This is a genomic window from Amycolatopsis sp. NPDC059657 (assembly GCF_042734395.1).
Lineage (GTDB): Bacteria > Actinomycetota > Actinomycetes > Mycobacteriales > Pseudonocardiaceae > Amycolatopsis.
In genome coordinates this window covers 51,221-74,560 of record NZ_JBHWEB010000029.1, presented here as the reverse complement: position 1 = coordinate 74,560, position 23,340 = coordinate 51,221, and the positions used below count along the sequence as shown (strand labels likewise).

The window sequence follows — 23,340 nt, the reverse complement described above, 5'->3', positions numbered from 1 at the left end:
GGTGACGGGCCCGAAGCGGGTTAGCCGCTTCGGGCCCATCTGTACTACCAGATCTTAAAATGCGAAGAAATTACTTGGTGGCCGGGACCTTGATCTCGCCCGAAGTGATCTTCGTCTTGTAGTCCTCGAGCTGCGTCTTGATGTCGTCGATCTTGCCGCCGCTCGTGGCGTACTCCACACCGCCGGCCTTCAGGTCGTAGACCTTGTTGCCCGCCTGGAACTTGCCGTCCTTGACCGACTTGATGAAGTCGTAGACCGCCAGGTCCACCTTCTTGACCATGGAGGTGATGATCACGTCCTTGACCTCGGCCAGCGCGGGCAGGTTGTACTGGTCGGAGTCGACGCCCACGCCCAGCTTGCCCTTGGCCTTGGCCGCCTTGAAGGCGCCGCTGCCCGAGCCACCGGCCGCGGCGTAGACCACGTCGGCGCCGGCGTCGAACATGCCGTTCGCCGCGGTCTCACCCTTGGCCGGGTCGTTGAAGCCGGTGAAGTCCGGCGGCTGGGTCAGGTACTTCGACTGCACGGTGATGCCCGCCTTGGCGGCCTTGGCACCGGCGGCGAAGCCGACCTCGAACTTCTGGATCAGCGGGGTGTTCACACCGCCGATGAAGCCGACGTTGCCGGTCTTGCTCTTGAGCGCCGCGGCCACGCCGACCAGGAACGAGCCCTCGTTCTCGGCGAAGGTCAGGTTCGCGATGTTCGCGCCGTCGTCCGTGCCGGGAGTGAAGTCGTCGACGATCGCGAACTTGATGTTCGGGTTGTCCTTGGCGACCGCGCCGACGGCCTTCTGGTAAGCGAAGCCGATCGCGATGATCGGGTTGTAGCCACCCTCGGCGAGCTGGCGCAGACGGTCTTCCTTCTGCGCGTCGGTGTCGCTGGCGCTGGCCTCGAGCTCCTTGACCTCGATACCGGACTCGGCCTTGGCCTTGTCCAGGCCGCGCGCCGCCGAGTCGTTGAACGACTGGTCACCGCGACCGCCGATGTCGTAGGCCAGGCCGACCTTGACCGACGCCGGGGCGCCGCTGCTGCCGCCGGGTGCCGGCGTCGAGCCGCTGCCAGTGTCCGAACCGCCGCAAGCCGAGAGCGTCAGCAGACCGGCCATGGCCACCGCCGCCAGCGCGGTTCCACGCATGCGAAGCAAGGTGTGTCTCCCTCCCCGCCGTTTCAGCGGATGTCCGAGAACGAATCCGCGCAGGAATGCGCGGTTCGACTGGCGAACCGTACCCGCATGGTGGGAAGACGCCATAGGAAAGCCACGCTACGTAACCCAAATGTTTAACGCGATCCCCCCTACGCGATCACTCGCACACCGCCCGTGATCAGCCACAGCGCCCGCAAAGCTCGTGAGTGGTATTGCCGGTTAGAACCGGCAATACCACTCACGAGCCCTTTAAGCGCTGGTCAGGGGCTACTTGCAGGTGAACTGGGCGCCCGCCCAGTCGCCTCGGTCGTAGGAGTTGCCGTCGCCACCGTCGGTGACCACGAGCTTGACGTACTGGGCGCCGGTGATGTCGGCCGTCAGGTGTGACGCCGGGTCCAGGTAGGTCAGCAGGCCGGAGTCCGCCTTCTTCTTGCCGTCGGAGTAGACCTCGAAGGTCGCCGAGCCACGGAGGTTCGCCGGTTCCCGCTCGTCGTCGATGCCGACGTCCGTGCTGAACGCCGTGCAGCGACCGCCAGTGTAGAAGACGAGCTCACTCGGCGCGTGCGCGCCCAGGCCCTTGGCGTAGCGGACGCCGTTGATGGTCAGCGGCTTGCCGTCCTTGTCGGGGATGCTGCCGTTGGACATGTCACGCTCGATGTTGCCGTAGCCGTTCTTCTCGGCGTACCAGCGCAAATCACTCGCGTAAGCCGCTCCGGTCGGCGGTGGCGCCGGCACGGTGACCGCCGTGTCGCCCGGCTGCTCGACCCGGCCGAAGCCCAGCGTGTCGTACCGCGTCTCGCTGTGCAGCGCCGTCACCGTGCCCTCGGAACCGGCCGGTGGCGTGATCCGCCAGCGGCCGACCGCCGATTCGTCGGCGCCGAGTATCCACTTGCGAGGCTTGGCGATCTGCTCGATCTTCCAGCCCGCCGGCGCGGTCAGCGAGGTCTTCGGCGCGAACACCGGGACACGGGCGTGGTTGGTGACCGAAACGCTGGCCTCGAACGGCTTCCCCGCCGGGACGAGGTCACCCGGCACCCCGCTCGCTGTGGCGGCGAACTCGAGACCGGCGCCGACCAGCGGCTCGTCGAGGAACCAGTCGTGACTCGCCTTGATACGGAACATCGCGGTGCCGTGCGGCGGCACGAGCGCGGAGATCTGCCCCGCGCTCTGATACGTCTTGTGTTTCCACAGGTCACGCACGCTGTAGCCGGGTGACCGCGGCAGGCCGAGCGCGGACACGTTGGTCCCGATGGTCGCGCTGGTGGTGTTCTCGTTGAACAACGCGACCGCCACATCGCCGTTGGCCAGCGGCTTCGCGAAGACCCAGTGACCGTCCTTTTGGGACAGCACGGCGCCCTGGACGCCCTTCGCGTCCTGGTCGATCGCGATCACCTCTTGGTTCAGCAGAACCTCGAAGTTCTCCTTGCTGACCTTGCGCAGGTCGGAGCCGATCAGCAGTGGCGCCGCCATGATCGACCACAGCGACATGTGCGACTCGTACTCCAAAGTGGACATGCCGCCGTTGCCGATCTCCAGCATGTCGGGGTCGTTCCAGTGCCCTGGCCCGCCGTACGGCGCGAGCGGCGCGTTCTTCTTGACGATGTTGAGCATCGAGGACCAGTTGTCCTTGATGTCACCGGTCGTGCGCCACAGGTGGCCGACGACCTTGCCCCACTCCCACGGCTTGTTGTCACCCCACTCGCACAGCGAGTAGACGATCGGGCGCCCGGTCTTCTTCAGCGCGTCACGCATCTTCGTGTAGCGCTCCAGCGCGGGACGGCCCTGGTTGTTGCAGTTGTCGTACTTGAGGTAGTCGACACCCCAGTCCGCAAACGTTTGCGCGTCGACATCCTCGTGATCCAGCCCGCCCGGCATGGTCTTCGCGCAGGTGACCGTGCCCGCGCTGGTGTAGATGCCGAACTTGAGGCCCTTCGAGTGAATGTAGTCGCCGAGCGCCTTCATGCCGCTGGGGAAGGTGAGCTTGTTGCCCTCGAGCTTGCCCTCGGCGTTGCGCTGCGGCTCGGCCCAGCAGTCGTCGACGTTGACGTACTGGTAGCCGGCGGCCTTCAGTCCCTTGTCGACGAAGATGTCCGCCATGTCGCGGATCATCTTCTCGTCGATCTTGCAGCCGGTGGTGTTCCAGTTGTTGAACCCCATCGGCGGGGTCAGCGCGAGCCCGTCCGGCAGCGCCTCCGCCACCGGCGCGGCCAGTACGGGCACGGTGAACACCATCGCCGCCGCGGACACGGCGGCACCGAATCTCTTCGCCAATCTCTTCAAGTTCGCCACCCTTAAACGAGTTGGTAACCCTTGTAGTTGCGGATGAGCTGGTAGCAGTTCTTCAGACCGGAGCTCTTGATGCTGCGGTAGACGCCCCACTTGGGCTTGAGATAGTTCTTGTCACGCCACAGGTCCGCGTTCTTCTTGCTGTCGTGGACCACGGTCGAGCCGTTCTGGATCACTACCCGGAGATAGCCCGAGTGCGAGGCCTTGAACTCGTACATCACGTCGATCCACTTGTTCTGCAACGGCGCGTAGTCCGCGAGATCGCGGCTTCCACCGGAGTCACCGTCGATGGTCAGCACGCCGCCCTTGGGTCCCTTCGCACGCGGCGTCAGCGTGAACAGCGGCGGGCCGACGTCGGAGACCTTCATCTGGGCGATGTGCGTGAACGAGGTCGTCGCCGTCAGCTCCGACGGCCAGAACGCCTGGTACTGGATGCGCCAGGTGGTGTCCTTCAAGATCGGGTAGGTCTTGCCGTCGCCGCGCATGCCCTTGGACTCGTTGCGCTGGCGGTCGGAGCCGTCGCGGTCCTGGGTGTGCATGTCGAAGCGCCAGTGATCACCTTCGGTGTAGATGTGCTTGACGCTCGTGTGCGAGTGCGAGCGGTCGTCTTCGAGGCCCTCGAAGGCGTTCAGTCCGTCCTTCGCCGGGGTGGGACTCCAGCGCAACTGCCAGGTGGCGGCCTGCGCCGGCGTCATCCCCAAAGCCAGCGCGCTCAGCGTGCCCGCACCCAGCGCGAGCGCCTTCCTGCGGTCGAATTCGGTCATGCCTTGCCCTTCTCGAGAGTGACCGCGAACAGATGCGGCCGTGGCGTGGCGGCGGCTGGGAGTGCGATCGACGCGACCTCGCGCGCCGGATCGAGCGGAATCTTCTGGTGGAAGATCGCGAGCTTGACGTTCTGGATGCCCGCCTTGGCGTGCATCAGGTTGGTGGTGACGGCCTCGCTCTCGCCGAACGCGGCGGCGCTACGCCAAGCGGTGAGCCGCAGCGGCAGCTCGACGGTTCCGTCCACATAGGTCACGGTGATCTTGCCGTTGCTGTTGGCCGTGTCAGCGGCGCCCAGCACGTGCAGCGTGGTGTATTTCCCAGCGGGCAAAGGAATCGTCGCGCCGACGACGTTGTTGGGCGTGCCCTCGCTGCCGTTGACGAACAGGAACGGCACGCCGTCGTCGGTGACCTGCCCGGTCTGCGGCAGCTGGGCCGCCGGGTAGGTGTTGCCGGAGCCGTCGAAGTCACCGTCGCCGAGGTAGAACTCGCTGGTGACGCCATCCGAGTTGACCACAGTGGACAGATCGACCGGCACCAGCTGACCGCCGGGCGCCAACGCGGGCAAGCCCCACGGCTGTGCGGGCTCGCTGATCGGCACGGGTGCGATCGTCGTGTCCGGCCTGCGCCCGCGTGCGTGCACGAGCGCCTCGCCGCCGCGCGGGAGTTCGATTTCGACCGTGCCATCGGGAAGTTGCGTCCACCGGCGCGCGCCGTGCACCTCCAGCGCACCCGCGATACCGGTCCGCAGCTTGAGAGGCTGCCCGGCGAGACTGCGCACCCGCACGAACGTCGTCACGCCCGCCTTGCGCACGGCGCTCACGAGGAAAGCGCCCTGCGTGCGGAAATCGTGCAGGGTGAGGTCCCGCCAGGCAGCCGGCACCGCGGGAAAGATCCGGATGGTGTCGCCCCAGCTCTGGCACAGCATGTCGTGCACGGACTGCGCGGCCGAGAGCGGCGTCTCGATGACGGGCCCCGCCTCGTAGTACATCGTGTTGGGCTGGGCGAACCGCGCGACGAACTCGCGCAGGTGTTTCAGCGCGTCGTCTCCCCTGCCCAGCGCCGCCGACAGCGACGACGCGCCCGTGAAACTGAAGCCGCGCAACGCGCCTTCGAAACTGATCCAGTGCGCCAGCGACTTGGAGATCAGCTCGGCCTCGGCCGGACTGTCCACATTGATCAGGTAGAGCGGGTACGCGGCCAGTATGTGCGAGTAGTGCCGATGCGACTTGGCGAACGGGACACCGGTGCCGACCATCAGGCCGTGCTCGTCGACCGGATAGTCGACGAGCTTGTCGAGCACCTCACGCCACTTCGGGGCGAGCGGATCGGTGATGCCCAGCGTCTTGGCCGAATCCAGCAGGGTCTGGCAGCTCCAGCGGATCAGCGCGAGGTCGTAGTTACAGTCCGGCGCACGGCCATACTCCGGCGAGAACGTCGGCGGGAGGTGGAGACGGCCGTCCGCGCCCGGCGCCAAAAAGTGCAGGTAGTAGTTCATCGCCTTGCGCAGTACCGGGAACACGACGTCACGCAGGATCGAGACGTCCATGGTGTGCCGATAGGACAGCCAGGCGTTGTGCAGCAGCCAGGGCAGGTCGCCGATCTCGGCGTCGGAGTTCGGGTTCGGCACGCCGACGTACCCCGCGTCGGCGAACCGCGCGTCGGCACTGCGGCGCAGGCCCATCGAGTCGGCGCGGTACTCGGGCCGCAGCCCGTCGATCAGCGTCTGCTGGTTCTCCCGGATCGAGCGCGGGATCGGGTCGAGTTCGAGGTGGTTCGAGCCGTGCACCGGCCAGTATTCGAGCTGGGCGTTGAGGTTGTACCAAACGGACGGCCACGGCGTCGGCTCCAGCCACGGCCCGGTGGTCGCCATGATCGGCGCCTCGGCACGCGCGGCGGAGGCCAGCTTGTACAGCTGGATCCAGTAGAAGCTCTGCAGCTTCGCGTCCGGCAGTGAAAGGAAGCTCTTGCGGTAGAACGCGTGCCACCAGTTCCGGTGGCCGGGACGCAGAGCGTCCACACTGGACGACCAGCGCACCGCGTCACGCGCCCGCGCTTCGGCCTCGGTGCCCGGGAAGCTGTGCGCGGTGGAAAGCAGCAGCTCACGGCCGCGCGCGGAGCGCCTGATCCGGTACGCGGTCGCCGTCTGGCCACCGGCGAACAGCGGCTGGGTGACGAAGTTCAGCTCGCCTTCGGCATGCGTGGTCCACGCGGGGTTCGGCTGGAACCCGGCAGGCGGGTTCTCCCTGATGATGCGCGGGCTGACCGCGGGGAGCGGCACGAAGGTCAGGTCGAACGCGCGCTCCCCCGCGCTCGGCCTGACCTCGACGGCGAGCACGTCCTTCTCACTGTGGACGAACGCGCGGACGTCGAGTGTCCCCTTGTCGGTGGTCACCCGACCGGTCAATTCCGCGTTCCAGAGATCGAGCCGGAGATCGGCGCCTGTGATCATGCCCACCGGGCTGAGCAGCACCTTCCCGATCGGGAGACGTGCGACACCCCACTCGTTGCCGTTCGCGGGACGGTGATCCTGGCATTCGCTGTGGTCGACGGTGAACTTCACCGCGTTCAGCTCGCGGTAGACCTGCGCGCCGACGAAGCCGTTGCCCAGGAAGGGACCCTCGTACCAAGTGCGCGGCACGCGCTGCCAGACCGGGTCCTGACCGGCGAGAAAGCGTTCCCACTGCCGGTCCGTGCTCATCCGGCTGTCCACAAAGCACTCGGCGGTGGCTTCGACCTCGGCGTTCGCGGTGGCGGGCAGTGCCGTGAGCGCGAGCCCGGCGAGTGCGCCGCCGAGCAGCTCGCGTCGAGGGAACCCACCGTGCTGCTCGGACATCGGTCACTCCATCGTGAACTCAAGCCGATAGATCGGATGACTAACGAGAGCAAAACGTATGATATCTCGCACAATCAGTCAATAACCAACAACATCGAACAGCCCATTTGGCCGAATGTCCGTTTTTCCCGGCACTGCCCAGCGCGGGCCGTCATGCGCGCGCAGGTGCACGACACGGTAAAGGTCTGATGTTCGCCGGTTCAAGACCCGTTCGTCGGTGTTCTACGCGGGGTGGACCTGACGCGGCCGCTGTCTCGTCCATCACAGAGAGGAACCCGAGGTTGAGCCGGTCGGACAGTCCGGGTCTAGCATCCGTTTATCCAAAAAGCTCGATGTCATCGCTTCGGGCTCAAGCCATGACGTTGGAGGCCGTTCACCGATGTCCACCACGGCTAGCACCGCCACAGAGGCGGGCGCGAGCGATCGGGCGGGTGCCTCACGCCGTAAGGGAACCTTCTACCGGGGCGACCCCGGTATGTGGTCCTGGGTGCTGCACCGCATCACCGGCGTGCTCACGTTCTTCTTCCTGTTCGTGCACGTGCTCGACACCGCACTCGTGCGCGTGTCGCCGAACACCTACGACCAGGTCATCGAGACCTACAAGACCCCGATCGTCAACCTCCTCGAGGTCGGCCTCGTCGGCGCGGTGCTCTACCACGCGCTGAACGGCATCAGGGTCATGCTGGTCGACTTCTGGGAAAAGGGCCCGAAGTACCAGAAGCCCATGCTGTGGACCATCGCCGTGATCTGGGTCGCGGTCATGCTGCCCGGCGCGTTCTTCATGATGAAGCGCACCGTCGAAACGCTCTTCGGGGGTAACTGACCATGGCTGACCTCGCACTCGCGAAGCCGCGCACCCCGAAGCGCGCCACCGCGCGCCGCAGCAACTTCGAGCTCTACAGCTGGCTGTTCATGCGCATCTCGGGTCTCGCGCTGATCATCCTGGTGCTCGGCCACCTGCTGATCATGAACATCCTCGACGGCGGTGTGCACCGGATCAACTGGGGCTTCGTCGCCGGCCGCTGGGCGTCGCCGTTCTGGCAGTTCTGGGACCTGTCGATGCTCTGGCTCGCCGAGATCCACGGTGGCAACGGCCTCCGCACGATCATCGACGACTACGCGCGCAAGGACAGCACGCGGTTCTGGCTGAAGATCGTGCTCTACGTCTCGATGGCGCTGATCCTGGCCGTCGGCACGATGGTGATCTTCACGTTCGACCCGAACATCCCGGCCAGCTGACCCCCACCCGTCGCCCACCGCCACCCTCAACGGAGGCGCTGCGCGCCGCAGTGTCTGATCCAGACGGAGCGTTTGAAATGCAGGTCCATAAGTACGACGTGGTGATCGTCGGCGCCGGTGGCGCCGGGATGCGCGCGGCCATCGAGTCAGGCCAGCGCACCCGCACCGCGGTTCTCACCAAGCTCTACCCGACGCGGTCGCACACCGGTGCGGCGCAGGGCGGCATGTGCGCCGCGCTCGCGAACGTCGAAGAGGACAACTGGGAGTGGCACACCTTCGACACGATCAAGGGTGGCGACTACCTGGTCGACCAGGACGCCGCCGAGATCATGGCGAAGGAAGCCATCGACGCGGTGCTCGACCTCGAGAAGATGGGCCTGCCGTTCAACCGCACGCCCGAAGGCAAGATCGACCAGCGCCGCTTCGGCGGCCACACCCGTGACCACGGCAAGGCAGCGGTGCGCCGCGCCTGCTACGCCGCGGACCGCACCGGGCACATGATCCTCCAGACGCTGTACCAAAACTGCGTCAAGCACGGCACCGAGTTCTTCAACGAGTTCTACGTGCTGGATCTCGTGCTGACCCCGGACGAGAACGGCAACCCGATCGCGTCGGGCGTCGTCGCCTACGAGCTGGCGACCGGCGAGCTGCACATCTTCCAGGCCAAGTCGATCGTGTTCGCCACCGGTGGCGCCGGCAAGATCTTCAAGACGACGTCGAACGCGCACACCCTCACCGGTGACGGCCTCGGCATCATCTTCCGCAAGGGCCTCCCGCTGGAGGACATGGAGTTCTTCCAGTTCCACCCGACCGGCCTCGCGGGCCTGGGCATCCTCATTTCCGAAGCCGTCCGAGGCGAGGGCGGGATCCTGCGCAACGCGTCCGGCGAGCGGTTCATGGAGCGCTACGCCCCGACCATCAAGGACCTCGCGCCGCGCGACATCGTGGCGCGCTCGATGGTGCAGGAAGTGCTGCAGGGCCGCGGTTGTGGCCCGAACAAGGACTACGTGGTGCTGGATGTCACGCACATCCCCGAGGAGACGCTGAACGCGAAGCTCCCGGACATCATGGAGTTCTCGCGGACCTACCTGGGCGTCGACCCGGTCAAGGAGCCGGTGCCGGTGTTCCCGACCTGTCACTACGTGATGGGTGGCATCCCGACCAACGTCCACGGCGAAGCCTTGCGTGACAACGACCACGTCATCCCCGGCCTCTTCGCCGCGGGCGAGGTCGCCTGCGTTTCGGTGCACGGCTCGAACCGCCTCGGCACCAACTCGCTGCTCGACATCAACGTGTTCGGCCGCCGCGCCGGCATCGCGGCCGCCGAGTACGCGCTGGCGCACGACTACGTCGAACTGCCGGAGGCGCCCGCCAAGGTCGTCGAAGAGCAGCTCGCGCTTCTCTTGAGCGAGCACGGCGAGGAGCGGGTGGCCGACATCCGCACCGAGCTCCAGCGCACGATGGACTCGCACGCTTCGGTGTACCGCACCGAAGAGACGTTGAAGCAGGCTTTGACGGACGTGCAGGCGCTGAAGCAGCGTTACTCGCGCATCACGGTGGCGGACAAGGGAAAGCGGTACAACACCGACCTTCTCGAGGCCGCCGAGCTCGGCTTCCTCCTGGAGCTGGCCGAGGTTCTGGTCGTCGGCGCGCTGGCGCGCAAGGAATCCCGCGGCGGCCACGCCCGCGAGGACTACCCGAACCGCGACGACACGAACTTCATGCGCCACACCATGGCCTACAAGCAGGGCGAGGGTCTCTCCGCCGACATCCGGCTCGACTACAAGCCGGTCACCTTCACCCGGTACGAACCGATGGAGCGTAAGTACTGATGAGCACGGCAATTTCCGAAGCGCCCGCTTCGACGGACCACACGCCGATCACGGTCACGCTGAAGATCCTCCGGTTCAACCCGGAGATCGACGAAGAGCCCCACTGGGAGTCCTACGACGTCCCGGCGCAGCGCACCGACCGGCTGCTGAACCTGCTCTTCTACGTCAAGGACTACATCGACGGGACGTTCTCGTTCCGTCGGTCATGCGCGCACGGCGTGTGCGGCTCGGACGCGATGCAGATCAACGGCATCAACCGCCTGGCATGCAAGGTCCTCATGAAGGACCTGCTCTCCAAGGACGGCAAGCAGACGGTCATCACCATCGCCCCGATCAAGGGCCTGACGACGTTGAAGGACCTCTACGTCGACATGGACCCGTTCTTCGAGGCCTACCGTTCGGTCAAGCCGTACCTCATCGCCTACGGCAACGAGCCCACCCGCGAGCGCATCCAGTCCCAGGCCGACCGTGACCGGTTCGACGACACCACCAAGTGCATCCTCTGCGCCTGCTGCACCTCGTCCTGCCCGGTCTACTGGAACGACGGCTCGTACTTCGGCCCGGCGGCGATCGTCAACGCCCACCGCTTCATCTTCGACTCCCGCGACGAGGGCGCCGAAGAGCGGCTGGACATCCTGAACGACTCCGAAGGCGTGTGGCGCTGCCGGACGACGTTCAACTGCACGGATGCCTGCCCGCGCGGCATTCAGGTCACCAAGGCGATCCAGGAAGTGAAGCGCGCGCTCCTTTTCAAGCGCGTCTGAGTTATTCGAGGTTGTGAAGGACCCCTTCACCAAGCCTAGCTTGGTGAAGGGGTCCTTCACATTTTTCGGGCGAGGTTATCCACAGGGGGCTCGAAAAAGGGGAGTTATCCACAGGCGGCGGAAAAGGGGGTGGTGGATTCGCGGGAGCCATGGTCACGATGGTGAGCATGACCAATAGGGGGAGATGGGATGGCCATCCTGAACTACTTCGAGAGCGCAGCAGACTCGGCGTGGTCAGGGTCGCCGACCTGGAAGCGCTCGGCATGCACAGCACGACCATCTACAACCACTGTCTACCTGGAGGCATATGGCAACTGCTACTTCCCGGCATCATTCTCAAGCACAACGGCGAGCCGACCCAAGACCAGCGCACGGTAGGAGCCCTGCTCTACACCGGCGCGGAAGCGATGGTCACCGGAATCGAAGCTTGTCGCCGCCACGGCCTGCGGTCGCGCGAGCTACCCGCAGAAAGTGGCATTCACCTGCTGAATCCTCACGAACGCAAGGTCAAAAGCGTCAGCTACGTCACGGTTGAACGGACCAAAAGGGCCGCCGAATCCCGTTATCCGCGAAAAGATGCCATTGGCCCCACTCGTGCGCGCGACCACGGACGCGGTCCGGCGACTCCGCTCCGTCGAGCCGGTCTCGAAAATCCTGATCGAATCCATTCAGCACGGGCGTTGCGCGCCCGAGGCGCTGATGGCGGAACTCAATACCGGTACCAAACGCGGCACAGCTATTCCACGACGCCTGCTGACGGAGTGGGCGAATGTCCGATCAATCGCCGAAGCACACGCGAAGACGCTCAGTCAGAGGCTGCCCGTTCCACCAAGCCATTGGAACGTCGACCTCCGCACACCGGACGGACGCTACATCGGCTGCCCGGACGCCTGGTGGGACGAAATCGGGCCGGCTTGGGAAATCGACTCGTTCGAATTTCACTTCTACAAGGCCGACTACGCGCGAACCGTGCGCCGGAACAACCGTTACACCACGGCGGGCATCACCAGCGTCCAAACCCTGCCGAGCAAGCTCAAGACCGACCCCGACGGCGTACTGGCCGATCTTCAAACCGCCTACGCCATCGCTGCCTCCCGGCCACGCCCGGCAGTCCTGCTCGCCGCGGCCTGATCTTGTGTGAAGGGAGCCTTCATCCAGCCTGCGTGTGTGAAGGCTCCCTTCACACACGAAACGCCCCTTGTCGGAACGGCGAGCGTTCTGGCAAGGGGCGTTCGTCAAAGCAGGGTTACTTCACCGCGTCCAGTGCGTTGACCAGGCCGTGGCCGTAGTACGAGTTGTTGTTCGCCGGTCCCGTGCAAGTCGGGGCCGCGGCTCCACAAGCGACAGGGTCGGCCTGACGCTCGAGCAGCCAGGTGAGCAGCGCAGGCGGAGCGAAGCGGTACTTGCTCGCCAAGAGCGCGGCGACGCCGGCGGCGTGCGGGGACGCCATCGAGGTGCCGCACTTGGTGCCGTACACGCCGCCGAAGACCGAGGAGAGCGGGCAGCCCGCGCCCTGGCCTGCCGGGGGCAGCTGGGCGCGGTCGCCGCCGGGGGCGGTGACGTCGGTCTGGCCTGCGCCGAAGTTGCTGTACGAGGACTTGGTGCCCGCGTAGCCGACCGCGGAGACCGTGATGACGCCGTCGATCGCCTTGGGCAGGATGCCGCAGGTGGAGTCGACCGGGTGGGGGCGGTTCTCGTCGGTGGTCTGCTTGGTGACGTCGAAGCCGGAGTTGCCCGCGGCCGCGATGTTGAGGACACCGTGGTTGTTCGAGTACGTGACGGCCCGGCGGACGGCCTCGTAGGCGGCCGCGTCGCCTGCCTGCTTGCGGCAGTAGAACATGCCGGGGTCGATGTAGTACGAGTTGTTGGTGACCTCCATGCCCTGCTTCGCGGCCCACATGAAGCCGCAGACCGCGGCCTCCGGGAAGATGTAGCCTGCGTCGCTGACCACCTTCACCGAGGCGAGCTTGACTCCGGGCGCGACGCCGGTGAACTTGACCGCGTCGTCCTTGCCTGCGATGGTGCCCGCGACGTGGGTGCCGTGGTCCGAGGTCGTCGGGAGCCAGGAGTCAGGGGCGGTGTCGGGCGAGCCGGAGTTGCAGTTCGCCGACTGCTTGGCGTCGACGGCGGCCGCGAGTGCCGGGTGCTTGGCGTCGATGCCGGAGTCGAGGACGCCGACCGTGACGTTCTTGCTGCCCGGGTTGATCTTGTTCGCCTCTGGCGCGTGGATCGCACGCATGTCCCACTGCTGGGCGCTGACGTCCGCGGCCGCGACGACCTCGCGGGTCTCCTCGTTCTCGAGCTCCGCGACGATCTCGCGGCGCTGGGCCGCGGCTGCCGAAGCGGGCGGGAACGCCACTTCGCGGCTACCGGAGTAGGCGCGGAACTCGCCGACCTTGGCCTGGAAGTCGGCGTTGCGCGAGGACGCGACCGCGACCCCGATCTCCGGGTAGTACGAGACCCTCGTGCCGCACTTGGCCTTCAGTTCCTTGTCGACCACGAACTGCGGGGTGTGCGGGTTGTAGATGACCACGTAGTTGAAGGCTTCGCTGGTCGTGTCGCACGTGGGCGCTGCCGGTGCGGCGGCGCTCGCGCTCGGCGCCATGCTCGCGGTCAGCGCGAGCACGGTGGCCGCCGGGAGCAGCCATCGACGGATCGGGGACATTCCACCTCCAGTGAACGGGCAGGGCGCGGTTCGGCGCGACATGCCCTGAACAAACCTGATGGCGAGAACGTTAGGCATTCAAAGGACTGAGCACTGTCCCCCATATGGGGTAATGCTCACTGATTGTTCGTTTTTTGCCGCCGAAAACCCCGCCAGCCGATCACTCCAATGACACTGCCGAGGACGAACGACACCACGGCGAGCACGAAGTGCACGATGAAGAACGCGGTCGGGGAACCGTCGGCGGCCCAGGAGCGGTCGCCCGCCCACAGGTTCTTCACGAACGTGATCCAGATGATCCACGACCAGACACCGAAGGCCAGCAGAAACAGCGAGACGCGACGAGACATGCCCCCGAGTATGCAACTCCCCCACCTAAGTTAGTTTGCAAGGGTGCACTCCGCAGTTACCCGGTCGCTCAAGGTTCTCGTTCCTGCCGTGATGTCGGTTTTGCTGACGACCTCACCGGTCTTGGCGGCCCCGCCGTCGACAACTGCGAACGCACCAGCGTCCGGCTGCTCGAACCGTGAGACCCCGCCGCCGCCGATCGACACCTCCGAGAAGCCGTTGCCGGGAAAGCAGGCCCCAGCGCCGCTTCCGGTGCCCGCGCAGCCGCAAGGCGGCCCTCGGATGGCCGAATGCGACGTCGTCGTCCCGAAGAACGCGCTCAACCCGCCGGACGTCACCTCGGCGTCCTGGGTGCTGCAGGACCTCGACACCGGCGCCGTGCTCGCCGCGAAGAACCCGCACGCGCGCCAGCGCCCCGCGTCGCTCATCAAGACGCTGCTCGCGCTCGTGGTGGTCACCGAGCTCAAGCCCGAACAGGTGATTTCACCGACCAAAGAGGACGCCGAGCAGGAATGCACCTGCGTCGGCATCGTCGCGGGCGGCAAGTACACAGTGGACCAGTTGCTGCACGGCCTGCTGATGCACTCCGGCAACGACGTCGCGCACACCTTCGCGACCACGCTCGGCGGTATCGACGCGACGCTGGCGAAGATGAACGCTCTCGCCGCCAAGATCGGCGCGATGGACACCCGCGCCGCCTCGCCGTCCGGCCTCGACGCGGCGGGCATGTCGACCTCGGCCTATGACCTGAGCGTGGTCTTCCACTACGCGATGAAGCAGCCGGAATTCGCGAAAGCCGTCGGCACCAAGGAATTCCAGTGGCCCGCGATGGGCGAGAAGCCGAGCTTCCCGCTCTACAACGACAACAAGCTGCTCGGCGTCTACCCCGGCTTCCTCGGCGGCAAGACCGGCTTCACCGACGACGCGCGGCACACCTACGTCGGCGGCGCCGCCCGCAACGGCAAGCGCATCGCCGTGGTGACCATGCGCGGTGAGCAGCGGCCGACCCGCATCGTCGACCAGGCGGCGAAGCTGCTCGACTACGGTTTCGCGCTCGAGGCCTCGAAAGCCGAGCCGGTCGGCCAGATCGTCTACAAGACCGGCGCCAACGGCAAGGCCATCCCCGACCCGCAGGACAACTCGACCCCGAACGCGGCCGTCGCCACGCCAGAGGACCGCTTCGGTGTCGTCGGCTGGATCCTCACGCTCGTGGTCGCGCTGATCATCGTCGCGGGCTTCACCATCGGCCACTTCCGCAGGAAAGCCGCAGCTCAAGACTCGTGAGTGGTACGGCCGGTTAGAACCGGCCTAAACACTCACGAGCCTTTGCGGCCCCTGAGGTAGCCGACAAGCGCTCCGGCCCCGAATGCGGCCGCGGGCACCCCGAAGCTCGGCCGGCGCTCCACGGTCACGTTGGGCCGCAGAACGACCGGGGGCGGCGGCGCGATCACCTTGACCTCGTTCTCCGGCGCCGTCGCGGTCCACGCCGTCACGAACAGCAGGAACCGTGACACCAGGTTCGAGAAGAACAGCAGACCCAGGATCGGCCCGAACAGCACGGTGCTCGGCGACGAGCTCACGAAGCCCAGGTAGACCGTCGTGACCTGCTTCAGCACCTCGAAACCGACGGCCGCGATGGCCGCGCCCTTCAGCGCGCTGCGGAAGCTGACCTTCTCGCGCGGCAGCCGCGCGATCACCCAGACGAACACCAGCATGTTCCCGGCGAGGCCGAGCACGATCGTCGCGAGCCGCAGCAGGAACACGGCCCAGCCCTGATCCTCGAGCCCGACCAAGCGCAGCAGCAAACGACCGACCCCGCTGCCCGCGGCGGTGATGCCGAACGAGAACGCCAGCGCCAGCCCGAGCCCGAGCAGTCGCACGAGGTCCTTCAACGTCGTCGAGACCAGTGGCAGTGCCTGCTTCTCCTGGCCCCACTGCGCGGTCAGCGCGTCACGCAGGTTCGTCATCCACCCGATGCCCGAGTACAACCCGAGCACCAGGCCGAAGATCCCGGTGCCGGCGCCCGCTTTCAACGCCGTCGTGACGATCTGGTTCAGGAAGTCGCCGAGCCCGGCAGGCGCCGACTTGGTGATGCCCTCGCGCAGCTGGTCGAGCGCGGCGGTGTCGCCCTGCAGCACCATCCCGGCGATGGAGAAACCCACCATCAGCAACGGGAACAGCGACAGCACACTGAAGTACGTGATCGCCGCGGCGTAGTGATTGCCGTAGCGCTCGGTGAACGCGTCGTTCGCGCGGATCAGGTGATCGAGCCACGCGTACTTGCGGCGTAGCTTGGGCAGTAGTTTCTCTTCGCTGTCGGCCACCTGCAAACGGTAAACCAACTGGGCCGGATCAGCTGGGCGGCAGGAAACCGATTCGGTCGTACGCCGCCGCCAGCGTCCGCGAAGCCACCTCGCGCGCCCGCTCGGCGCCGCGCGCGAGCACCTTGTCCAACTCGGCCACATCGTCCATATAGGACTGAACCTGCGCCTGGAACGGCGTGACGAAGTCGACGAGCACCTCGGCGAGGTCCTTCTTCAGGTCGCCGTAGCCCTTGCCCTCGTACGCGGCTTCGAGCTCGGGGATCGTCCGCGACGTCAGCGCCGAGTAGATGGTCAGCAGGTTCGCGACGCCCGCTTTGTTCTCCGCGTCGAAGACGACCTCGCGGCCGGTGTCGGTGACCGCCGACCGGATCTTCTTCGCCGAGCGCTTCGGGTCCTCCAGCAGCTCGATCAGGCCGTTGCCGGTGGACGCCGACTTGCTCATCTTCGACGTCGGGTCCTGCAGGTCGTAGATCTTCGCGGTGCCCTTGACGATGTACGGCTCCGGCACGGTGAACGTCTTGCCGAGCCGCTTGTTGAACCGCTGCGCCAGGTCACGCGTCAGCTCCAGGTGCTGGCGCTGGTCCTCGCCGACCGGCACCGCGTTGGCCTGGTAGAGCAGGATGTCCGCGGCCTGCAGCACCGGGTAGGTGAACAGCCCGACGCTGGCGCGGTCGGTGCCCTGCTTCGACGCCTTGTCCTTGAACTGCGTCATCCGGCTGGCCTCGCCGAACCCGGTCTGGCATTCGAGCACCCAGCCGAGCTGTGCGTGCTCGGGCACGTGGCTCTGCACGAACAGCGCGCTGCGGTCCGGGTCGACGCCGAGCGCGAGCAGCTGCGCCGCGGAGAGCCGCGTGCGGTGCCGCAGCACCTTCGGGTCCTGCTCGACGGTGATCGCGTGCAGGTCGACCACGCAGTAGTACGTCTCGTGCGTGTCCTGCAGCGCCACCCACTGCCGGACGGCACCGAGGTAGTTGCCGAGGTGGAACGAGTCCCCGGTCGGCTGGATCCCGGACAGCACGCGCAGCTTCGTCGTCACTTCGTCAGACACGGGACCGATTCTGTCAGGAACCCCGCACCGCGATGGCGGCGAGGTCGGCCGCGAGCCCACGCGGCGACCGACCGGCCCGCCAGATGACCCGCAGCTCACGCCCGAGGTCGGCGCCCGCGACGTCCACGCCGATCAGTGACCCGGCCGCCAGTTCGGCCGCGACCGTGTGCGCGCTGAGCACCGCCGGACCGATGCCCTCGATCACCGCGGCCTTGATCGCGGTCGTCGAAGACAGCTCCAGCAGGGGCGCGGCCAGGTCGAGCGGGCGGACGGCCAGCTCCAGCGCGCGCCGGGTGCCGGACCCGCGTTCGCGGCTGATCAACGGGGTCGCCGCCAGCTCGGCGACGGTGATCCGGCGCCGCACCCACCGATGACCGGGCGCGACGACCAGGCGCAGCTTGTCACGGCCGACGCTGTGCGCTTCGAGCCCGCCACGGAGATCGGGCCCCTCGGTGAAGCCCAGGTCGACCTTGCCGTCGAGCACCAGCTCGGCGACCTCGGCGGAGTTGCCGGAACTCAGCGCGACCGCACTCCCGGCTGGCAACGCCGCCAGCCACTTCGGCATCAGGTACTCCGCGACCGTCAGGCTCGCCGCGACGCGCAGCTGGGTGTCACGTTCGGCACGCAGCGCCGCGATGCCCGCCTCCAGATCGGACGCCGCGTCGACCACCGGCCTCGCCCAGTCGACGACGAGCGCGCCCGCGCTCGTGAGCCGCGAGCCACGGGGCGACCGGTCCACCAGCGGCACGCCGACCTGCGTCTCCAGCTGCCGCAGCCGGGAGCTCGCGGCGGGCTGCGAAATGCCGTGTGCCCGCGCCGCCAGCCCGATACTGCCGAGCTTGGCGATGGAAAGCAGCAGGTCGAAGCCGGTCAGGTCGGCCACCCTCATCGGTAGAGCCATAACGGCAGCTTATGAGTTCATCGTGGATCGGGCTCTACCGAGTGCACGTGGAAGCCACGATCGTGAAGTCATGCTCAAATCCGCGCCCGCCAGGCTGGCTCCGAAATGGTTCACCTCGGTCATGGGCACGAGCATCGTCGCGAACGCGGCCGTCACCCTGCCGGTGCCCGGCCTGAAGCCGGTCGCCGCCGTGATCTGGGCCTGCGCGGCCGCCTGGCTGCTCGTGCTCTGCTGGAAACTCGTCAAGTCGGGCCCGGCGCCACTCGATCACTTCTGGGGCGCGCCACCGATGGCGTTGCTGAGTGTCGGCGCCGGCGCGCTCAACTTCCTCGGCGGCACAACGGGTCTCGCAATCGACTGGACACTGTGGACGGCCGGAACCGCGCTCGGGCTCTTCACCACGCTGGCCGTGCCGTACCGGATGATCACCGGCCGGATCGACGCGAGCGAGGTCTCCCCCACCTGGCTGCTGCCGGTCGTGCCACCGATGGTCTCCGCGACGACCGGCGCGGCGCTCGCCGCGCATTTGCCTGACGGGCAAGGAAAACTCGCACTGGTACTGGCTTGCTATGGCTTCTTCGGCATCAGTCTCTTCGCGACACTCGCGCTGCTGCCGCTGATCTGGGGCCGCCTGATGCGCGGCGGCGTGCCGTCACCGACGCTGTGGATCGTGCTCGGCCCGCTCGGCCAGTCGACGACCGCGGCACTCGTGCTCGGCGAGGTCGCACCGGCGCCGTACGGCAACGCGGCGCGGGCGTTCGGCTTGCTCTACAGCGTGCCGACGCTGGGGTTCGCGATGCTGTGGCTGGCGCTCGCGATCGCGGTCACCGTGAAGGAGCGACCGGAGTTCTCGTTGTCCTGGTGGGCTTTCACGTTCCCGCTCGGGACATGCGTCACCGGTGCGAGCGCGCTTTCCGCCCGCACCGGGTCAGCGGTGGTCACCGGCTTGGCGGTGACCCTCTATGTGCTGCTGGTCGCGCTCTGGCTCAGCGTCGCACGAAAAACGCGTTGGCGTCAGACTTGAATTGGAAGAGGATCGCCCCGGCGATCAGCACGAGGCTGACGACAGAAAGAAGCGCCGAGAGGATCGCGAGGCCGCCGACGGCGAAGTAGATGCCGAGCGCGAGCAGTCCTACCAAGCCGAGCAGCAAGGCGATACCGCCGAGCACGGTCAGCAGGATGCGGGCCCAATTCTGGCCGGAGCGCATGGCGAACACGGTGCCGATCCAGGCCGCGGCCAGGATGAGCGTGAAAATGGTGCCGAGGATGCTGGCACCAGTGGAGGTCGCCGTGGTGCCGGGGTTGGCGACCTGGAACCGCCGGAAAGTCTCGTCGGCGACGTCCTGGCTGACCGCGATCTCGAGGATGCCGCGGAGGATGAACACACCCGCTGCCGCGAACCAGAGCTTGATCGAAAGTTCGAGCGACTTGGGCACCGGGCCCAGCGCGGCTGGCGCGTGGGGCGGCGGCGGAGGCGCGGCGGGGTAACCGCCACCTGGAGGAGGCTGCTGCGGCTGCTGGCCCCAGTTCTCAGGGCCGGGATTGGTCGACATAGCGCAGCAAGCTACTGCAGACCAACCAGCCAAAACAGACGAAACCCGAAACGTTACCCCCTACTTTTGCCCGACCGGGTGACCCCACCGGCCCCCTAGCCGACAAAAGTACTAAACGGTTAAACCACCCATACTTCCGTAGGTTATTCACCAACCACAAGCGTTCCTAACGTGCAGGATGACCGGTTACTCCTCACCGAAGGAGCACATGATGAAAGCAAGGTCCCTGCTCGCCGGCCTCGCCGTCACGGCGGCTGCAGCACTGTCGCTGACAGCACCCGCCGCCGCCCAGACCGATATCGTCGGCGGCGGGAACGCGACCCAGGTCTACTCGTTCATGGCCTCACTCCAGTCGGCCGGCGGCGGTCACTCGTGCGGTGGCTCGCTCGTCAAGGCGAACTGGGTCGTCACCGCCAAGCACTGCGGGCAGCCGGCCCAGGTGCGCGTCGGCACCACGAACCGGACCAGCGGCGGCACCGTCGCCAAGGTGAGCCAGCGCATCGCCCACCCCAGCGCCGACCTGGCGCTGCTCAAGCTCGCCACCTCGGTGCCGCAGGCCCCGGTCGCGATCTCGGCCTCATCCGGCCCGGTCGGCCAGGCCACCCGGATCATCGGCTGGGGTCAGACCTGCGCACCGGCGGGCGCCTGTGGCGCCCCGGTGATCCTGCAGCAGCTCGACACCTCGATCGTCGCGGACAACAAGTGCCTCGGCATCAGCGGCGCCAGCGAGATCTGCACCAACAACCCCGGTGGCAACAAGGGCGCCTGCTACGGCGACTCCGGTGGCCCGCAGGTCAAGCAGGTCAACGGGACCTGGGAGCTGATCGGCGCGACCAGCAGGGCCGGCAACAACTCCAGCACCTGCGCCACCGGCCCGTCTATCTACGTCGACGTGTCGTACTACAAGTCCTGGGTCACCAGCAACACCCAGTGAGTTCCGGCTCGCGCCGCCCCATCTGCCCCGGGGGCGGCGCGGGCCGAGCAACACGGTGAGCGCACCGGGCGGCAACTCGAACAGCTCCTCGAAGATCCGCACGGCGCGCAGCGAGTCGCTGCGCTCCGGGCGGCTTCTGCCGTTTCGCCAGTAGCTCAACGTCGCGACGCTGACGCGCACGCCACGCTCGGCGAGCCGGTGGCGGACCCGTTCCAGGCTCAGCCCACTGGCGGTGATCGCGGCGTCCAGTGCTCGGGGGAACGCGTTCTGCATGTCTCCCGACACTGCCCGTTGATCACCACGGGAAACAATCAGGGAGCACTACGTACTTGTCACCCGACGTACGCCGCCAAGTGCTCACCGGTGAGCGTCGAACGGTCCGCGATGAGGTCGGCTGGCGTGCCCTCGAAGACGACCTTGCCGCCGTCGTGGCCGGCACCGGGGCCGAGATCGATGATCCAGTCCGCGTGCGCCATGACCGCCTGGTGGTGCTCGATGACGATCACCGACTTGCCCGCGTCGACGAGCCGGTCGAGCAGTCCGAGCAGGTGCTCGACGTCGGCGAGGTGCAGACCGGTGGTCGGCTCGTCGAGCACGTAGATGCCGCCCTTCTCGCCCATGTGCGTGGCCAGCTTGAGCCGCTGCCGCTCGCCGCCGGACAGCGTGGTGAGCGGCTGTCCGAGGCTGATGTACCCGAGCCCGACATCGGACAGGTGGGTCAGGATCTTGTGCGCCGCAGGCGTTTTCTGCTCACCCGCCGCGAAGAACTCGCCGGCCTCGGTGACCGACATGGCGAGCACCTCGCTGATGTCCTTGCCGCCGAGCTTGTACTCGAGCACCTCCGCCTGGAACCGCTTGCCCTCGCACTCCTCGCAGAGCGTGGCGACGGTGGCCATCACGCCGAGGTCGGTGTAGATGACGCCGTTGCCGTTGCAGGTCGGGCAGGCGCCCTCGGAGTTCGAGCTGAACAACGCGGGCTTGACGCCGTTGGCCTTCGCGAACGCCTTGCGGATCGGCTCCAGCATGCCGGTGTAAGTCGCCGGGTTGCTGCGCCGTGAGCCCCTGATCGCGCCCTGGTCGACCGAAATGACGCCGTCCATGGGAGAAACCGAGCCGTGGATGAGCGAGCTCTTCCCCGATCCGGCAACGCCGGTCACCACGACCAGCACGCCGAGCGGGATGTCGACGTCGACGCTCTTCAGATTGTGCGTGCTCGCACCGCGGATCTGGAGCACTTCCGACGACTCCCGCACTTCCGGCTTCAGCGAAGCGCGGTCGTCCAGATGCCGCCCGGTGAGCGTGCCGCTGGACCGCAGGCCCTCGACGGTGCCCTCGAAGACGACCTCGCCGCCCTTGGTGCCCGCGCGCGGTCCCAGGTCGACCACGTGGTCCGCGATGACGATCGCTTCCGGCTTGTGCTCGACGACGAGCACGGTGTTCCCCTTGTCCCGCAACTGGATCAGCAGGTTGTTCATCCGCTGGATGTCATGCGGGTGCAGCCCGATGGTCGGCTCGTCGAAGACGTAGGTGACGTCGGTGAGCGCCGACCCGAGGTGCCGGATCATCTTGGTGCGCTGCGCCTCGCCGCCGGAAAGCGTGCCTGCCGGGCGGTCGAGACTGAGATAGCCGAGCCCGATCTCGACGAACGAGTCGAGTGTGGCCGTCAGGTTCGCCAGCAGCGGCGCCACCGACGGCTCCTTGAGGCCACGCACCCAGTCGGCGAGATCGCTGATCTGCATCGCGCAGGCGTCGGCGATGTTGATGCGCTTGATCTTCGACGAGCGCGCCAGCTCGGACAGCCGCGTTCCGTCGCACTCGGGGCAGACGGTGAAGGTGACCACCCGCTCCACGAACGCGCGGATGTGCGGCTGCATCGCCTCGACATCCTTGGACAGGAACGACTTCTGGATCTGCGGGACCAGGCCCTGGTAGGTCAGGTTGATGCCTTCGACCTTGATCTTGGTCGGTTCCTTGTACAGCAGGTCGTTCAGCTGCTTCTTGGTGAACTTCGCGATGGGCTTGTCGGGGTCGAAGAAGCCGGAGCCGCGGAAGATGCGGCCGTACCAGCCCTCCATGCTGATCCCGGGGATGGTGATCGCACCCTCGTTGAGCGACTTGGTCTCGTCGTAGATCTGGGTCAGGTCGATGTCGTTGACCTGACCACGGCCCTCGCAGCGCGGGCACATGCCGCCGGTGATGCTGAAGCTGCGGCGCTCCTTGACCTTCACGCCTGCCTTTTCGATCGTGACAGCGCCCGCGCCGCTGATGGAGGCGACGTTGAACGAAAACGCTTGCGGTGAACCGATGTGCGGCTTGCCGAGCCTGCTGAAGAGGATGCGCAGCATCGCGTTGGCGTCGGTGGCGGTGCCGACCGTCGAATGCGGGTTGGCCCCCATCCGCTGCTGGTCGACGATGATCGCCGTGGTGAGCCCCTCCAGCACGTCGACCTCGGGCCGCGCCAGTGACGGCATGAAACCCTGGACGAACGAGCTGTAGGTCTCGTTGATCAGCCGCTGCGACTCCGCCGCGATCGTGCTGAACACCAGCGAGCTCTTGCCGGAGCCGGAAACACCCGTGAACACCGTCAGCCTGCGCTTGGGCAGCTCGACACTGACGTCCTTGAGGTTGTTCACGCGCGCGCCCAGCACCCGGATGAGATCGTGGCTGTCCGCGGCGGGCTTGCTCATCGTTTCTCCATCGGTCGGAT

Annotated in this window: 19 protein-coding genes; 8 read left to right on the top strand and 11 right to left on the bottom strand. The window is 66.8% G+C overall.

Annotation, left to right across the window (positions count from 1 at the left end; translation table 11 throughout):
• Positions 1–70: 70 nt before the first annotated feature.
• The 4 genes from ACFV15_RS18150 to ACFV15_RS18135 all read right to left on the bottom strand — a co-directional run bounded on the left by ACFV15_RS18150 (position 71) and on the right by ACFV15_RS18135 (position 7,025).
• Positions 71–1,132 (bottom strand): BMP family ABC transporter substrate-binding protein, encoded by a 1,062-nt coding sequence (locus tag ACFV15_RS18150; RefSeq protein WP_378351616.1) that lies wholly within the window; start codon positions 1,130–1,132, stop codon positions 71–73.
• A gap of 276 nt (positions 1,133–1,408) precedes the next feature.
• On the bottom strand, positions 1,409–3,421 hold the full coding sequence (locus ACFV15_RS18145; protein WP_378351615.1) for an NPCBM/NEW2 domain-containing protein: 2,013 nt from the start codon (positions 3,419–3,421) through the stop codon (positions 1,409–1,411).
• 11 nt (positions 3,422–3,432) lie between these two features.
• On the bottom strand, positions 3,433–4,191 hold the full coding sequence (locus tag ACFV15_RS18140) for a Tat pathway signal sequence domain protein (protein WP_378351614.1): 759 nt from the start codon (positions 4,189–4,191) through the stop codon (positions 3,433–3,435).
• Positions 4,188–7,025, bottom strand: a complete 2,838-nt coding sequence (locus ACFV15_RS18135) for a Tat pathway signal sequence domain protein (protein WP_378351613.1) — start codon at positions 7,023–7,025, stop codon at positions 4,188–4,190. Before ACFV15_RS18135 ends, ACFV15_RS18140 begins: the two co-directional genes overlap by 4 nt.
• Before the next feature lie 379 nt (positions 7,026–7,404).
• On the opposite strand from ACFV15_RS18135, the gene sdhC reads away from it, so the two are divergent.
• The 5 genes from sdhC to ACFV15_RS18110 all read left to right on the top strand — a co-directional run bounded on the left by sdhC (position 7,405) and on the right by ACFV15_RS18110 (position 11,991).
• Positions 7,405–7,848, top strand: a complete 444-nt coding sequence (gene sdhC, locus ACFV15_RS18130) for a succinate dehydrogenase, cytochrome b556 subunit (RefSeq protein ID WP_378351612.1) — start codon at positions 7,405–7,407, stop codon at positions 7,846–7,848.
• Positions 7,849–7,850: 2 nt separating this feature from the next.
• Positions 7,851–8,264, top strand: a complete 414-nt coding sequence (locus tag ACFV15_RS18125; protein ID WP_370946594.1) for a succinate dehydrogenase hydrophobic membrane anchor subunit — start codon at positions 7,851–7,853, stop codon at positions 8,262–8,264.
• Between the two features lie 77 nt (positions 8,265–8,341).
• Positions 8,342–10,096 (top strand): succinate dehydrogenase flavoprotein subunit, encoded by a 1,755-nt coding sequence (sdhA, locus tag ACFV15_RS18120; RefSeq protein WP_378351611.1) that lies wholly within the window; start codon positions 8,342–8,344, stop codon positions 10,094–10,096.
• Positions 10,096–10,860, top strand: a complete 765-nt coding sequence (locus ACFV15_RS18115; protein ID WP_378351610.1) for a succinate dehydrogenase iron-sulfur subunit — start codon at positions 10,096–10,098, stop codon at positions 10,858–10,860. The genes sdhA and ACFV15_RS18115 overlap by 1 nt, the downstream gene beginning before the upstream one ends.
• A gap of 594 nt (positions 10,861–11,454) precedes the next feature.
• On the top strand, positions 11,455–11,991 hold the full coding sequence (locus ACFV15_RS18110; RefSeq protein WP_378351609.1) for a hypothetical protein: 537 nt from the start codon (positions 11,455–11,457) through the stop codon (positions 11,989–11,991).
• A 115-nt stretch (positions 11,992–12,106) separates the two neighbouring features.
• Here the strand turns inward: ACFV15_RS18110 and ACFV15_RS18105 are convergent, their stop codons facing one another.
• Positions 12,107–13,525, bottom strand: coding sequence for a S8 family serine peptidase (locus tag ACFV15_RS18105; protein WP_378351608.1), 1,419 nt, complete (start codon positions 13,523–13,525; stop codon positions 12,107–12,109).
• 116 nt (positions 13,526–13,641) lie between these two features.
• Positions 13,642–13,875 carry an SCO4848 family membrane protein gene (locus ACFV15_RS18100; RefSeq protein WP_378351607.1) on the bottom strand — a complete coding sequence of 78 codons (234 nt, stop codon included), beginning with the start codon at positions 13,873–13,875 and terminating at the stop codon, positions 13,642–13,644.
• Between the two features lie 43 nt (positions 13,876–13,918).
• On the opposite strand from ACFV15_RS18100, the gene ACFV15_RS18095 reads away from it, so the two are divergent.
• Complete coding sequence (locus ACFV15_RS18095) at positions 13,919–15,157, top strand: D-alanyl-D-alanine carboxypeptidase family protein (protein ID WP_378351606.1); 1,239 nt, start codon at positions 13,919–13,921, stop codon at positions 15,155–15,157.
• Positions 15,158–15,189: 32 nt separating this feature from the next.
• On the opposite strand, the gene ACFV15_RS18090 is transcribed toward ACFV15_RS18095, so the two are convergent.
• Genes ACFV15_RS18090 through ACFV15_RS18080 form a run of 3 tightly spaced genes read right to left on the bottom strand, consistent with a single transcriptional unit; the run spans position 15,190 to position 18,146 of the window.
• Positions 15,190–16,197, bottom strand: a complete 1,008-nt coding sequence (locus ACFV15_RS18090; protein WP_378351605.1) for a YhjD/YihY/BrkB family envelope integrity protein — start codon at positions 16,195–16,197, stop codon at positions 15,190–15,192.
• Between the two features lie 28 nt (positions 16,198–16,225).
• Positions 16,226–17,245 (bottom strand): tryptophan--tRNA ligase, encoded by a 1,020-nt coding sequence (trpS, locus tag ACFV15_RS18085; RefSeq protein WP_378351604.1) that lies wholly within the window; start codon positions 17,243–17,245, stop codon positions 16,226–16,228.
• 13 nt (positions 17,246–17,258) lie between these two features.
• Positions 17,259–18,146 (bottom strand): LysR family transcriptional regulator, encoded by an 888-nt coding sequence (locus ACFV15_RS18080; protein WP_378351603.1) that lies wholly within the window; start codon positions 18,144–18,146, stop codon positions 17,259–17,261.
• A 70-nt stretch (positions 18,147–18,216) separates the two neighbouring features.
• Between ACFV15_RS18080 and ACFV15_RS18075 the strand changes: the two genes are divergently transcribed.
• Entirely contained in the window at positions 18,217–19,170 is a 954-nt protein-coding gene (locus ACFV15_RS18075) for a TDT family transporter (protein ID WP_378351602.1), read from the top strand.
• Here ACFV15_RS18075 and ACFV15_RS18070 read toward each other — a convergent pair.
• A complete protein-coding gene (locus ACFV15_RS18070) occupies positions 19,133–19,699 on the bottom strand; it encodes a hypothetical protein (protein WP_378351601.1) in 567 nt (188 codons plus the stop codon). The two genes, ACFV15_RS18075 and ACFV15_RS18070, sit on opposite strands and share 38 nt — an antisense overlap.
• Before the next feature lie 211 nt (positions 19,700–19,910).
• On the opposite strand from ACFV15_RS18070, the gene ACFV15_RS18065 reads away from it, so the two are divergent.
• Positions 19,911–20,633: a S1 family peptidase gene (locus ACFV15_RS18065; protein ID WP_378351600.1), complete on the top strand. Its 723-nt coding sequence runs from the start codon at positions 19,911–19,913 to the stop codon at positions 20,631–20,633.
• Positions 20,634–20,965: 332 nt separating this feature from the next.
• Here ACFV15_RS18065 and ACFV15_RS18060 read toward each other — a convergent pair whose 3' ends face one another.
• Positions 20,966–23,320 (bottom strand): ATP-binding cassette domain-containing protein, encoded by a 2,355-nt coding sequence (locus ACFV15_RS18060; RefSeq protein WP_378351599.1) that lies wholly within the window; start codon positions 23,318–23,320, stop codon positions 20,966–20,968.
• Between the last annotated feature and the right edge of the window lie 20 nt (positions 23,321–23,340).

Excerpts from the sequence above, each read along its gene's own strand:
- ACFV15_RS18115 (WP_378351610.1), top strand. The coding sequence starts at position 10,096 with ATGAGCACGGCAATTTCCGAAGCGCCCGCTTCGACGGACCACACGCCG.
- ACFV15_RS18075 (WP_378351602.1), top strand. The coding sequence starts at position 18,217 with ATGCTCAAATCCGCGCCCGCCAGGCTGGCTCCGAAATGGTTCACCTCG.
- ACFV15_RS18105 (WP_378351608.1), bottom strand. The coding sequence starts at position 13,525 with ATGTCCCCGATCCGTCGATGGCTGCTCCCGGCGGCCACCGTGCTCGCG.
- ACFV15_RS18060 (WP_378351599.1), bottom strand. The coding sequence starts at position 23,320 with ATGAGCAAGCCCGCCGCGGACAGCCACGATCTCATCCGGGTGCTGGGC.
- ACFV15_RS18140 (WP_378351614.1), bottom strand. The coding sequence starts at position 4,191 with ATGACCGAATTCGACCGCAGGAAGGCGCTCGCGCTGGGTGCGGGCACG.
- ACFV15_RS18065 (WP_378351600.1), top strand. The coding sequence starts at position 19,911 with ATGAAAGCAAGGTCCCTGCTCGCCGGCCTCGCCGTCACGGCGGCTGCA.
- ACFV15_RS18150 (WP_378351616.1), bottom strand. The coding sequence starts at position 1,132 with ATGCGTGGAACCGCGCTGGCGGCGGTGGCCATGGCCGGTCTGCTGACG.
- ACFV15_RS18125 (WP_370946594.1), top strand. The coding sequence starts at position 7,851 with ATGGCTGACCTCGCACTCGCGAAGCCGCGCACCCCGAAGCGCGCCACC.
- ACFV15_RS18135 (WP_378351613.1), bottom strand. The coding sequence starts at position 7,025 with ATGTCCGAGCAGCACGGTGGGTTCCCTCGACGCGAGCTGCTCGGCGGC.
- ACFV15_RS18100 (WP_378351607.1), bottom strand. The coding sequence starts at position 13,875 with ATGTCTCGTCGCGTCTCGCTGTTTCTGCTGGCCTTCGGTGTCTGGTCG.
- ACFV15_RS18070 (WP_378351601.1), bottom strand. The coding sequence starts at position 19,699 with ATGTCGACCAATCCCGGCCCTGAGAACTGGGGCCAGCAGCCGCAGCAG.
- ACFV15_RS18080 (WP_378351603.1), bottom strand. The coding sequence starts at position 18,146 with ATGGCTCTACCGATGAGGGTGGCCGACCTGACCGGCTTCGACCTGCTG.
- sdhA (WP_378351611.1), top strand. The coding sequence starts at position 8,342 with ATGCAGGTCCATAAGTACGACGTGGTGATCGTCGGCGCCGGTGGCGCC.
- sdhC (WP_378351612.1), top strand. The coding sequence starts at position 7,405 with ATGTCCACCACGGCTAGCACCGCCACAGAGGCGGGCGCGAGCGATCGG.